The following is a 13072-nucleotide window of genomic DNA, read 5'->3' on the forward strand; positions in this document are numbered from 1 at the left end:
TTAACCTTTAAGCTGGGCCAGGGCGCGGTAATCCGCTCCCAGCGTGGCCTGTAGAATCTCTTTCGGATAATCGTCGGTCACCACCGCTTCGCCCATGCGGCGCAGCAGCACCAGTCGCAGTCGACCGTCGATCACTTTCTTGTCTATCGCCATGTGTTCGAGGAAATCCGCCTCGGTCATCTCCTGGGGCGGGATCACCGGCAAACCGGCGCGCTGGAACAGGCGGATACCGCGATCACGCTCCTGGGCGCTGATCCAGCCCAGGCGGTGCGACATCTCCAAGGCCATCACTGTGCCAGCCGCTACCGCTTCCCCATGCAACCACACACCATAGCCCATGTGGGTTTCGATCGCATGGCCGAAGGTGTGGCCCAGGTTCAAGGTAGCCCGTACGCCGGACTCCCGTTCGTCGGCATTGACCACCAACGCCTTGGCGGCGCAGGAGCGGGAAATCGCTTCGGTCAACGCCACCTGGTCGAGGGCGCGCAGTGCGTCCACATGTTCTTCCAGCCAGGTCAGGAACGGCTCGTCGCAGATCAGCCCGTACTTGATGACTTCCGCCAGGCCCGCCGACAGCTCGCGCGGCGGCAAGGTGTTGAGGGTCGCGGTGTCGATCAGTACAGCCTGGGGCTGGTAGAACGCGCCCACCATGTTCTTGCCCAGCGGATGATTGATGCCGGTCTTGCCGCCCACCGACGAGTCGACCTGGGACAACAGGGTTGTCGGTACCTGGATGAAATCCACGCCGCGCTGGTAACAGGCGGCTGCAAAGCCGGCCATGTCGCCGATTACGCCGCCGCCCAGGGCAACCACGGTGGTACGGCGGTCATGGCGTGCTGTGAGCAGGCCATCGAAGATCAGTTGCAGGGTTTCCCAGTTCTTGTGGGCCTCGCCGTCCGGCAAGATCACGGAGATCACCGAGTACGCCGCCAGGCTGCGGCTCAGACGCTCAAGATACAGCGGCGCGACCGTTTCGTTGGAGATGATCGCCACTTGCCGCCCGGCAATATGCGGCGCGAGCAACTCGGGCTGGTCCAACAGACCTTCGCCAATATGGATCGGGTAGCTGCGCTCGCCTAGATCGACCTTAAGTGTCTGCATGTGTCCCCGCGTTAGAGATGTATTGACGACCGGCAACGTCGAGATCAGACGCTGCCTGATGGCTCTACGCCACATCCTGGAGGGTGATGGCGCGCCGCCGAGAATAGCGCATTTCGGCCCTGGCTTTAACGGGGTGGCAGCCGTTGCAGGCGCTCGAGAATGTCGAGCACCACCATCCGGGGTGGCCGCTCATCGGTTTCCACCACCAGATCGGCGATCTCCCGATACAACGGATCGCGCAGCGCCAGCAGATCCCGCAGGGTCTTGGCGGGGTCTGCGGTGCGCAGCAGGGGGCGATTGCGATCGCGGGCAGTACGGCCCACTTGCTGCTCCACCGAAGCATGCAAATAAACCACGCGACCACCGGCACGCAGCGCCCGTCGGTTTTCATCGCGCATCACCGCGCCACCGCCGGTTGCCAATACCACGCCATCGCAGTCGCACAGCTCGGCAATCATTGCCTGCTCGCGATCGCGAAAGCCCAGTTCGCCTTCCTTATCGAAGATCCATGGGATATTGGCACCCGTGCGCAATTCAATTTCCTTGTCGGAATCTTTGAATGGCAGGCGCAGCTCTTTGGCCAGCAAACGGCCGATGGTGCTTTTTCCAGCGCCCATCGGTCCTACAAGAATCAAATTTCGCACAGAATCAACGACTCACAGCAATCGCCTGGTTATTCATAATACGCGGAGTCAGGAATACCAGCAGCTCGGATTTTTTCTCCGCCAGCACATCGCGCCGGAAAAGGCGGCCAAGATACGGCACATCGCCAAAAAATGGCACTTTATCTACCACTTTGCTTTGGGTATTGGAGAAAACGCCGCCGATGACGATGGTCTCGCCATCCTTGACCAGCACCTTGGCGTTGACCTCGTTTTTCTTGATGGGCGGTATGTCGTTGAGTTTGTTGAGGTAGTCGGGCTCATCCTTGGTGACCTTGACCTCCATGATCACCCGGTCGTCGGGGGTGATCTGCGGGGTGACTTCCAGCGACAGCGAGGCCTCCTTGAACGACACGGAAGTGGCGCCACTGGAGCTGGACTCCTGATAGGGAATCTCAGTGCCCTTGAGGATGCGCGCGGTTTCCTTGTCGGAGGTAACCACCTTGGGCTGCGAGACGATTTCGCCGTTACCGGTTTTCTCCATGGCGTTCAGTTCAAGGTCCAACAGCAGGTTGTCGGTGATAAAGGCAATGCCCAGGCCGGAAGTGCCGCCGAGCGCCCCCACGTCGACAAAGGGCGAACTGGGTGGGTTTTGCGGTGGTTCCGCGCCGTCGGCCAGGGGTTTCTGCAGGCCGCCGGCGCCCCAGTTCCCGCGATTGATCCGCCCACCCCAGCGCACCCCCAGACTTTTGTCGTAGTCGACATTAGCCTCGACAATCCGCGCCTCGATCATCACCTGGCGCACCGGCACGTCCAATTGCGCCACGATCCGCCGCAGCTCCTCCAGCCGTTCGCCGGTCTGGTAGGCAAGGATGTTATTGGTGCGGTCGTCCACTGCCACCGAGCCCCGCTCGTCGGTGCTGCCCTCAAGGCCGGTCACCGACTGGAACAGCTCGGCCAGGTCTGCTGCCTTGGCGTAATTGACCTGCAACAGCTCCCGGCGCAAGGGCGCCAGTTCAGCCATTTGCTTGCGCGACTCCAGGGTCAACAGTTCGCGGGCGGCCAACTCCTCGGCCGGCGCCACCAGCAATACGCCAGCCTTGACCCGCTTATCCAGGCCTTTGGCTTGCAGCACCAGGTCCAGCGCCTGGTCCCAGGGCACATCCTTGAGGCGCAGGGTGATCGCGCCCTGCACATCGTCGCTGGCCACCAGGTTGAGGCCCGCCACGTCGGCGATCTGCTGCAACGCAGTGCGCAACTCGATGTTCTGGAAGTTGAGGTTCAGCGTGTCGCCGGTATAGGTACCTGATGCCACGCCGCCGGGAGGCGGCAACTGGATAAGATCCACACGATTGGGCACAGCGGTAGCCATCGGTGCTGTGAACGCTATCCATAGCGCCACACCGAAGGACAGGAAAGTCCTTTTCATTGAGTTGATTCCGTTATGAGTTGACGTTTAACACCAGGGTTCGCGAGCGCTCCAGCCAGGCGCCCTGTTCATCGGGGAACAGCTCCACCAGTTCAATATGCCCATCATGGATGGCCGTGACCCGACCGTGGTCCGGCCCCAGGTAGTCGCCGACCGCCAGCCGGTGCACTTGCGATGCCACGCGCAACAGGGCAAAAGTGCGCAGACCGCGAGACAGCGTGCCGACCATTTCAAACCGATCCACCGCCAGGCGTTCCAGCATTCCACGCGGCCGGGTGAGATCCGGCGCCTGGGCCAGTCGCCCCGATGGGTGATCGACCTGAGCAGCGAACGGCTGAAAGGGATCGCGCAGCCCGGAGGCGTCGTAGACGAAAGGCGACCCCTGAACGGCAAGCCGCCCGCCTTGCTGTGCATGCCAGTACGTCTTGACCAGCAGATCAAGGCACACCAGCTTGCCATCACGGCGCAAGGAGATATCGTGCACCGTGGCGATTCGCGACAGGCCACCCAGGCCGCTCACGAACGTCGCCAGGTCGTGATAAGCCCCCGCCACGCCGATTTGCACCGACCGCTCACTATGGAAAGGACCAGATTGCTCGTCCATCGGGACAACGCTCTCGACCAGCAAACCATTGGCCTGCGCCAACCGGGCAATGTCCTCCAGCAAGCGGGGCATTTCCGACGCCCTCGGCAACTGCCGCATAAGCTCGTCAGCCTTGGCCTGGTCAAGCTGAAGCCGGTGTGTTCGCTCCTCAAGGCTGGCAGCCAACGCTGTCTTTTGCGCCAGTTGCACTCGCAGCGCCGCTTCCTGTGCCTCGGCCTGGCGCAACTGCTCACGCGATGGGTTCAGGTACGCAAGATTACCCACCACCAGCACCACGGCGGCCAGCGCACAGCCCAACAGCGCCTTGCCAGGCAGAGGCCAATTTGCAGCGTTGTGAGCGAGGGCGGAAAGGTCGAGCCTGGGCAGGCTCATGGCTGGGCCTCGGAGGACTCCGCCTGATGCACCATCAGTTGGAATTCATTCTGACCGTTTGCGCCGTCAGTCCGCACCTGTTGCAGCCGAGCGCTGTGGGAGCCCTCGGATGCCTCCAGGCTGCGCATCAACCGGGCGATGTCCTGGCTGGATTCAGCAGTGCCGCGGATACTCACCGTATCGCCCTTGGCCACCACTTCATGCAGGTGCACACCCTCGGGCATCGCACGTGCCAATTGGTCCAACAACTGCGCCCCGGACGAGCGGCCATCGTGCAGGTCCTGCATGACCTTCATGCGCTGGGCCAATTGCTGGCTTTGCTCCTGCAGGTCGTCGATGGTCTTGATGCGCGCATCCAGAACCTCGACGTCCTTGCCCAAGTAGTCGTTGCGCGTCACTTGCCGGTCAATCGCCTGATCGATCACCTGGTCCGCCAGCCACACGGTCGCAAGCGCCACAGCGGCAAATGCCAGCAACAGCGCAAGAAAATACTTGCGCCGCCGCTCCACCAGCGCCTGGCGCCAAGGCAACAGATTGATTCGTGTCTTCAAGCGAAACTCCTCAGGGCCAACCCGCAAGCAATTCCCATCCCCGGGGCATCCACGGCCCATTGTGCGCCATCGACTCGAAAGCCCGGCGTGAAGCTGGCGAAATCCTGACCGCAAGCGCGCGCTAATGCAAATGCTTCGATGTCCACTACCTTCGCCACCAACCCGGCCAAGGCTAACACCGCTTCGCGGGCTTCCACCTGCTCATTCAGGCAAGCCGCCAGTAACACCTGTACCCGCGCCGGTTCCTGGGCCGACGGGCCCTGAACCTGAAAATCGATGGCCACGTCGTCCAGTGGATACGGAATGTACTGGTCCGCTTCCATCTGGATCATCCAGGCCATCTCGTCCTCCGTGAGCCCGGCCTCCATCTCGATGACGTGCGTGATCACCGATGGCCCGGCCACCGCAACCGCAGCGCCCCGGGCCGAGGTGCGCAGCCGCGATAACGCGGTCTGCAAGGCTCGCCCCACGCCCTCGATATCCAGCACTGCACCGTCGACCACCGCGTGGGCGGGCAGCGCTTGCGTGATATAGCCCTGAATGCTGTAACCGGTGGCCGAACGGCCCAGTTCCACCAACCGGATGGCCGTGTCATTGATATCGACGCCCAGCAGGCTGTCGACTTTTCTCCGGAAAAATCCTTTTCCCATAAAACTCCCCAAAACTTTGCCTGTCATACCGCCTGGTTACCGTTGAGCAGCCTGCATTCGGTCGACTTGTCGAAGAGCCGCGAATGACGCCCCAAGCCGAAAATGCTTTAATGCCCAGCGTTTTTTCCCGCTTTTTATCTGCAGCTCGGGTTGATCCATCGTTTGCCATGCATGCCCCGACGCCTAACCCATTCTTTTCTCTGGAAATCCAAAAGCCTTGATTCGTCTGCTGAAGTTTTTCGGGTACTCCATTGTCGCGATCGTCTGCGGGCTGCTGCTCGTACTCAGCGGGGCCTACCTCTACCTTAGTCCGGGTTTGCCCTCCGTAGAGGCCCTCAGAAGTATCCAGTTGCAGATTCCTTTACGGGTCTACAGCAGCGACGAAAAACTGATCGCGGAGTTCGGCGAAATGCGCCGCACACCGATCCGTTTTGCCGACATTCCACCCAATTTCATCAGCGCCCTGCTGTCGGCCGAAGACGATAATTTCGCCAACCACTATGGCGTCGACCCCAGCAGCCTGGTGCGCGCGGCCACGCAATTGGTAAAAAGCGGACACATTCAATCCGGCGGCAGCACCATCACGATGCAGGTGGCGAAGAACTTCTTCCTCACCAGCGAGCGCAGCTTTTCGCGTAAAGCCACCGAGATCCTCCTGGCCCTGCAGATCGAACGCCAACTGACCAAGGACGAGATCCTTGAGCTGTACGTCAACAAGATCTACCTGGGCAATCGCGCCTACGGGATCGAGGCGGCCTCCCAGGTGTACTACGGCAAGTCGATCCGTGACGCCAGCCTGGCGCAGATGGCAATGATCGCCGGCCTGCCCAAGGCGCCGTCGCGCTTCAACCCCCTGGCCAACCCGGCGCGCAGCAAAGAGCGTCGCGACTGGATCCTGGGGCGCATGTACAAGCTGGGCAAAATCGACCAGGCGGCTTACGAAAGTGCCGTGGCCGAGCCGCTGAACGCCAGCTACCACGTGCCGACGCCGGAAGTGAATGCACCGTACATCGCTGAAATGGCGCGTGCCGAGATGGTCGGCCGTTACGGTAGCGACGCCTACACCGAAGGTTTTCGCGTGACCACCACCGTTCCGAGCGACTTGCAGGAAATCGCCAATGACGCGGTGCATTCCGGCCTGATCACCTACGATCAGCGCCACGGCTATCGCGGCCCCGAGTCGCGCCTGCCGGGCAAGACCCTCAGCGCCTGGACCACCGAACTGGGCAAACAGCGCGCGATCAGTGGCCTGGAGCCGGCCATCGTCACCCAAGTGAAGAAGGATGGTGTGCAGGTGCTGACCCGCACCGGCGAAGCCCATGTGTCATGGGACAGCATGAAGTGGGCACGCCCATTCCTGAACACCAACAGCATGGGCCCGATGCCCAAGCAGCCGTCGGATGTCGCTCAAGTGGGCGACCTGATCCGCGTGCAGCGCCAGAAGGACGACAGCCTCAAATTCAGCCAGGTGCCACTGGCCCAGGGCGCCCTGGTGTCGCTGGACCCGCAGAACGGCGCGATCCGCGCCCTGGTCGGCGGCTTTGCCTTCGAGCAGAGCAACTACAACCGCGCGACCCAGGCCAAACGTCAGCCGGGTTCGAGCTTCAAGCCGTTCATCTACAGCGCCGCCCTGGATAACGGCTACACCGCCGCCAGCCTGGTCAACGACGCGCCGATCGTGTTCGTCGACGAATACCTGGACAAAGTCTGGCGCCCGAAGAACGACACCAACACCTTCCTCGGCCCGATCCGCATCCGCGAGGCGCTGTACAAGTCGCGCAACCTGGTGTCGATCCGCCTGCTGCAAGCGATGGGCGTGGGCAAGACCATCGACTACATCACGCGCTTTGGTTTCAACAAGGCGGACCTGCCGCCGAACCTGTCCCTGGCCCTGGGCACCGCGACCCTCACGCCGATGGAAATCGCCACCGGCTGGAGCACGTTTGCCAACGGCGGCTATAAGATCACGCCGTACCTGATCGACAAGATCGAAAGCCGCAATGGCGACACCCTGTTCACCGCCAATCCGCCTCGCGTGCCGGGGGATGTGGTCAACGGCATAGTAGCCACTGATGGCCTGGCGGCGCCGAGCAATGGCGGCATCACCATCGAGCCGACCCCAGGCGCAGTTCCAGCCACTAATAGCGCCGCACCGACCGAGCCACAAGCGCCTGCGGTCGCCGAGCGCATCGTGGATGGCCGTACCACCTATATCCTCAACAGCATCCTCGAGGACGTGATCAAGAAGGGCACCGGCCGACGTGCCATGGCCCTGGGCCGTGCGGACATCGCGGGCAAGACCGGTACCACCAACGAATCCAAGGATGCCTGGTTCTCCGGCTATAACGCCGACTACGTGACCACCGTGTGGACCGGCTACGACCAGCCGGAAAGCCTCGGTCGCCGCGAGTTCGGCGGCACCGTCGCGCTGCCGATCTGGATGAGTTACATGGGCGCGGCCTTGAAGGACAAGCCGCTGCACACCCAGCCGGAACCGGAAGGCATTCTCAGCCTGCGGATCGACCCGGTCAGCGGTCGCGCAGCGTCGCCGAGCACGCCGAACGCCTACTTCGAACTGTTCAAGAGCGAAGACACGCCGCCGTCGATCAACGAGCTGGGCAATGGCGTAGCACCGGGCAGCCCGCTGCCGGCGGATGAGGCGGCGCCGATCGACCTGTTCTAAACCGATGCGGATCTGCACAAGGCTTGAGTCAATCGCCACACAGCAAAAAGCCCCGACTCGCAAGAGCCGGGGCTTTTTGTTGGTGCGCTACAACGGCTTAGCCGTTGAACACATCATCCACGCTTTGCAGCGGGTAGTTTTTCGGGTACGGCAGGGTGGCCACACCGGTCTCGATCGCGGCTTTGGCCACGGCGTCGGAGATCACGGTGATCAGGCGCTTGTCCATTGGCTTCGGAATGATGTACTCACGACCGAATTCCAGCTTGGCGCCACCGTAGGCGTCGCACACCTCCTGAGGCACCGGCAGCTTGGCCAGTTCACGCAGGGCGTTGGCGGCCGCCACTTTCATTTCTTCGTTGATGCGCTTGGCGCGAACGTCCAGGGCACCACGGAAGATGAACGGGAAGCCCAGCACGTTGTTGACCTGGTTCGGGTAGTCCGAACGGCCGGTGGCCATGATCACGTCGCTACGGGTGGCGTGTGCCAGCTCTGGCGCGATTTCTGGGTCCGGGTTGGAGCAGGCGAACACGATCGGGTTGGGCGCCATGGCTTTCAGGCCTTCGGCGCTCAGCAGGTTCGGGCCGGACAGACCGACGAACACGTCGGCACCGTCCAGGGCTTCAGCCAGGGTGCGCTTGGAGGATGGGTGGGCAAACATCGCCTTGTACTGGTTCAGGTCGGTACGCTCGGACTGGATCACGCCCTTGCTGTCGACCATGTAGACGTTCTCCAGCTTGGCACCCATGCTGATGATCAACTTCATGCAGGAGATGGCCGCAGCGCCGGCGCCCAGGCAGACGATCTTGGCGTCAGCCAGGGTTTTTCCAACGATTTCCAGGGCGTTGATCATGCCGGCGGCGGTGACGATTGCAGTACCGTGCTGGTCATCGTGGAAGACCGGAATGTCGCACTGCTCGATCAGGGCCTTTTCGATCTCGAAGCACTCAGGTGCCTTGATGTCTTCCAGGTTGATGCCACCGAAGGTGATGGAAATGCGCTTCACGGTGTCGATGAAAGCCTGAGGGCTCTCGGAATCGACTTCGATGTCGAAAACGTCAATACCGGCAAAGCGCTTGAACAGCACGCCCTTACCTTCCATGACGGGCTTAGATGCCAATGGGCCGAGGTTGCCCAGGCCGAGAATCGCGGTGCCATCGGAAATCACTGCAACCAGGTTGCCTTTGCCGGTGTACTTGTACGCCAGCTCAGGGTCACGGGCGATTTCACGTACGGGCTCGGCAACGCCAGGGCTGTAGGCCAGCGACAGGTCGCGGGCGGTGGCGGTGGCTTTGGTGAGCTCTACACTCAGCTTTCCTGGACGAGGATGGGCATGATATTCGAGAGCGGCAGTTTTCAAATCAGACATATCGGCATTCCGCTTTTACTGTTGGTCGACGGACCGCCGAGGATACTCGTGTCGTAAAGCCCCTACAAGACTGTGCCGCCACCGGTGTCAAGCGCCCAACACTACGACTTTCGGCCAAGAGTCACGGGATACAAGGGCTAAACTGTTCACAATCGATTAAAAAAATGTCTACAGTTTTTTCTCAAGGCGCCGCTTTCAGCATGCCAGGATCGGTCAGCGGCAGAAGCCAGCGAGCCTGAGCGTTTTTCCGGCCACCGTGCCGCGAGCGATCCAGCACCCAACCACGCGCCTCGATTACACGCCCTTGCAGACCATTAAGCATGGCCGCGTCGAATTGGCTGACCTGATCGGATGCAATGCGTAATACCAGTGCCCCCTGCAATTCGATCCAGATACCGCCGCGATTGCGTTCGATCTTACTGACCTGCCCACTGACCACGGCGAACCCGGAACGCTTGAGCTGCGCCACGGTTTGCACCGGCGATTGGCGCCACACGCCGAGACGCGCCTGGCGAGCGGCGTTTTCCGCGGCCTGCTGGCAGGTGACGAGATCGACGTTCGGCGCCACCCCCACCTGGAACCCCAGGCCTTCGGCCAGGAGCCGCGCCTCAAGGTTCTCGCCATTGGCGCCATAGAGATGGGCCAGGGTGCGACCGTAGCGATCTTGAGACTCACGCCCCGGCACCAGACCCACTCGCCCATCGCTGGCCGCCACCAGTGCCTGCAGGCGCTGGCGGGCGGCAACCGCGAACGGCTCGTCGGCGCGGCCTTTCCTGGCGGTTTCCGGCGCATTGATGCCGATCATCCGCACGCTACGGCCATCCTTGAGGCGCACCGTGTCGCCATCCACCACACGCTGCACCTCCACGCGGGCCAGGGTCGCCGGTGCGGGGCAAAATACCTCGCCCTGGGCGGTCGACAGCCAAATCGCGGGCACAAAAAAGGCGCCCGCCAGGGACGCCTTTTTCAACAGCTGGCAAAAGCCCATAAGGCTTTTGAGCCTTACTCTGCTGGAGTAGCAGCAGGCTTCTTGCCGAAAGCACCAAAGCGATCTGCGAAGCGCTGTACACGGCCGCCGGTGTCCAGAGTTTTCTGCTTACCGGTGTAGAACGGGTGGCACTCGTTGCATACGTCAGTACCCAGTGGCTTGCACAGGTTCGAACGAGTTTCGAACTTGTTGCCGCAGCTGCAGGTTACTTCGATGGTTTCGTACGCTGGATGGATATCGGCTTTCATGGTGACTTCCTCGGGCTAGCGTGCCGCCACTCGACACTATTGTCGAATACCGCACGTAATTAGGCCGCGGATTCTACCAGACCTTTTTAAACGCGCAAGCGGTGGCATCGATCGCTTGCCCACATAAGCGCGCCTTTCATCAGAAATCCCCGGCATACCCAAGGCTCCGCCTGTCTGCTAGGCTCCCGCCCCTGCGCCACCGCCTACCTTTATAGATGAGACCCCCGCGTGCCCGACGCCATCCTGCGCCTCGCCCTGCCCTCGCCCCTGCGCCGCCTGTTCGATTACCGGGCGCCGGCCGGCGTGCTGCGCGCGCAGTTGCTGCCGGGCATGCGCGTGCGCGTGCCCTTTGGCCGGCGGGAAATGATCGGCATCCTGGTGGAAGTCACCGACCACAGCGAAGTGCCAGCGGAAAAACTCAAACCGGCGGTGGCCATCCTCGATGCCACGCCACCGCTGCCGCCGGCACTGTTCAAGCTGTGCCTGTGGACCGCCCAGTATTACCAGCACAGCCTGGGCGACACCCTGAGCTGGGCGCTGCCGGTGTTGCTGCGCCAGGGCGAGCTGGCCGAAGCGCGCCAGGAGCGTTTCTGGTCGATGGTGCCCGGCGCGCACCTCGACGACCCGCGCATCGCCCGCGCGCCGCGCCAGCGTGAAGCCTTGGCGACCCTGGCCCAACATCCCCATGGCGTGGCCCATCAGCTATTGAGCAAGCTGATGCTGAACAAAGACAGCCTTGACCTGCTGCTGGCCAAAGGCCTGGTGCAAGTCGAGGTCCGCAAGCACGCCCCGGACCCGCGCCATGAACACTGGCTGGCCCAACCGGAATTGCCGCTGAACCCCGAACAACGCGCCGCTTATGAAGCGATCCGCGCCGGCTTCGACAGTTTCCATGCGTTCCTGCTGGCCGGCGTCACCGGCAGCGGCAAGACCGAAGTCTATTTGCAACTGATCCGCGAAACCCTGCAGGCCGGCAAACAGGCGCTGGTGCTGATCCCCGAGATCAACCTGGGACCGCAGACCCTGGCGCGTTTCGAACAACGCTTCAACGCACGCATCGCCCTGGTGCACTCGGCGGTCAACGACCGTGAACGCCTGGAGTCGTGGCTGGCGGCGCGGGATGGCGAGGCCGACATCATCATCGGCACCCGTTCGGCGCTGTTCACGCCGATGAAAAACCCCGGCCTGATCATCGTCGACGAGGAGCACGACGGCTCCTATAAACAGCAGGAAGGCCTGCGCTACCACGCCCGCGACCTGGCGCTGGTGCGCGCACGCCAGGAAGACATTCCGATCGTGCTGGGCTCGGCCACGCCGTCCCTGGAAAGCCTGCACAACGCCTACACCGGGCGTTATGGGCTCCTACGCCTGAACGAGCGCGCCGGCGGCGCCAAACAGCCGCGCTTCCTGCGCCTGGACGTCAAAAGCCGCCCGCTGGACAGCGGCATTTCCGGGCCGATGCAGCAAGCCATCGGCCAGACCCTTGCCGCCGGCCAGCAGGTATTGGTGTTTCTCAACCGCCGCGGCTTCGCACCGACTTTGCTGTGCCATGACTGCGGCTGGATGTCCGAGTGCGAGCGCTGCGATGCGCGCATGACCGTGCACCAGCGCCACGGCGAATTGCGCTGCCACCATTGCGGCCATGTGGAGCGCATACCGCGCCACTGCCCGCAATGCGGCAAGGTCGACCTGCGCCCGGTCGGCGCGGGCACCGAGCGCGCCGAAGAGCGCCTGGGGATTCTGTTCCCGGACTACCCGGTGCTGCGGGTCGACCGCGACAGCACCTCGCGCAAAGACGCAATGAACCAGTTGTTCACCACCATCCAGAAGGGCCAGCCGTGCATTCTGGTGGGCACGCAGATGCTTGCCAAAGGCCATCACTTTCCACGGGTCACCCTGGTGTCGATCCTGGATGCCGACGGCGGCCTGTTCTCCGGCGACTTCCGCGCCAGCGAGCGCATGGCGCAGTTGATCGTGCAGGTCGCCGGGCGCGCCGGGCGTGCCGAGGAGCCGGGCAAGGTGATTATCCAGACGCACCTGGCCGATCACCCGCTGCTGATTCAACTGACAGAACAAGGCTACTTTGCCTTCGCCGAACAGGCCTTGAGCGAGCGCCGCGCCGCCGGCCTGCCGCCCTTTGCGCACCTGGCGCTGCTGCGCGCCGAGGCTCACAAGCCGGGGCAGGCCGAAGGGTTTCTCGATGAAGCCTGCAGCGCCGCTGAACGTTTGCTCGGTGAGCTGGGTCTGAGCGGCATCGAATTGCTCGGCCCGGTGCCGGCGCCCATGGAACGCCGCGCCGGGCGTTATCGTGCTCAGCTACTCTTGCAAGCCACCTCCCGTGCGCCACTGCATCGGCTGTTAAGTAGCTGGTTGCTTGCCCTGGAGCAAATGCCCAGCGGTCGCCAGGTGCGATGGTCATTGGATGTGGACCCGGTCGACCTGTACTAGCCCTGTAGGAACGAGCTTGCTCGCTCCCAC

General features: G+C 62.6%; 10 protein-coding genes and 1 pseudogene. 2 read left to right on the forward strand and 9 right to left on the reverse strand.

Annotation, left to right across the window (positions count from 1 at the left end):
* The 6 genes and pseudogenes from aroB to pilM all read right to left on the reverse strand — a co-directional run bounded on the left by aroB (window position 1) and on the right by pilM (window position 5309).
* Window positions 1–1101 carry a 3-dehydroquinate synthase gene (aroB, locus tag ACLH0J_RS01515; protein WP_411390602.1) on the reverse strand — a complete coding sequence of 367 codons (1101 nt, stop codon included), beginning with the start codon at window positions 1099–1101 and terminating at the stop codon, window positions 1–3.
* Between the two features lie 125 nt (window positions 1102–1226).
* Window positions 1227–1745 (reverse strand): shikimate kinase AroK, encoded by a 519-nt coding sequence (gene aroK, locus ACLH0J_RS01520; protein WP_010563213.1) that lies wholly within the window; start codon window positions 1743–1745, stop codon window positions 1227–1229.
* Between the two features lie 4 nt (window positions 1746–1749).
* A pseudogene (locus ACLH0J_RS01525) lies at window positions 1750–3003 on the reverse strand (type IV pilus secretin PilQ); the annotation flags it as partial.
* A 142-nt stretch (window positions 3004–3145) separates the two neighbouring features.
* The gene (locus tag ACLH0J_RS01530; protein ID WP_411390603.1) at window positions 3146–4108 is read right to left on the reverse strand and encodes a pilus assembly protein PilP; all 963 of its coding nucleotides are present in this window, start codon (window positions 4106–4108) and stop codon (window positions 3146–3148) included.
* On the reverse strand, window positions 4105–4659 hold the full coding sequence (locus tag ACLH0J_RS01535; RefSeq protein ID WP_411390604.1) for a PilN domain-containing protein: 555 nt from the start codon (window positions 4657–4659) through the stop codon (window positions 4105–4107). Before ACLH0J_RS01535 ends, ACLH0J_RS01530 begins: the two co-directional genes overlap by 4 nt.
* A complete protein-coding gene (pilM, locus tag ACLH0J_RS01540) occupies window positions 4656–5309 on the reverse strand; it encodes a type IV pilus biogenesis protein PilM (RefSeq protein ID WP_411390605.1) in 654 nt (217 codons plus the stop codon). The genes ACLH0J_RS01535 and pilM overlap by 4 nt, the downstream gene beginning before the upstream one ends.
* 220 nt (window positions 5310–5529) lie before the next feature.
* On the opposite strand from pilM, the gene ACLH0J_RS01545 reads away from it, so the two are divergent.
* Window positions 5530–7992: a penicillin-binding protein 1A gene (locus tag ACLH0J_RS01545; RefSeq protein WP_411392760.1), complete on the forward strand. Its 2463-nt coding sequence runs from the start codon at window positions 5530–5532 to the stop codon at window positions 7990–7992.
* A gap of 97 nt (window positions 7993–8089) precedes the next feature.
* Here the strand turns inward: ACLH0J_RS01545 and ACLH0J_RS01550 are convergent, their stop codons facing one another.
* From ACLH0J_RS01550 to rpmE, 3 genes are all read right to left on the reverse strand, one after another.
* A complete protein-coding gene (locus ACLH0J_RS01550) occupies window positions 8090–9358 on the reverse strand; it encodes a malic enzyme-like NAD(P)-binding protein (RefSeq protein WP_411390606.1) in 1269 nt (422 codons plus the stop codon).
* Between the two features lie 181 nt (window positions 9359–9539).
* A complete protein-coding gene (locus ACLH0J_RS01555) occupies window positions 9540–10346 on the reverse strand; it encodes a thermonuclease family protein (RefSeq protein ID WP_411390607.1) in 807 nt (268 codons plus the stop codon).
* A 14-nt stretch (window positions 10347–10360) separates the two neighbouring features.
* Window positions 10361–10594, reverse strand: coding sequence for a 50S ribosomal protein L31 (gene rpmE, locus ACLH0J_RS01560; RefSeq protein WP_005784030.1), 234 nt, complete (start codon window positions 10592–10594; stop codon window positions 10361–10363).
* 228 nt (window positions 10595–10822) lie between these two features.
* Between rpmE and ACLH0J_RS01565 the strand changes: the two genes are divergently transcribed.
* Window positions 10823–13042 carry a primosomal protein N' gene (locus ACLH0J_RS01565; protein ID WP_411390608.1) on the forward strand — a complete coding sequence of 740 codons (2220 nt, stop codon included), beginning with the start codon at window positions 10823–10825 and terminating at the stop codon, window positions 13040–13042.
* Window positions 13043–13072 lie beyond the last annotated feature (30 nt).

Origin of the sequence: Pseudomonas sp. MPB23, assembly GCF_046605395.1 — a bacterium.
Lineage (GTDB): Bacteria > Pseudomonadota > Gammaproteobacteria > Pseudomonadales > Pseudomonadaceae > Aquipseudomonas.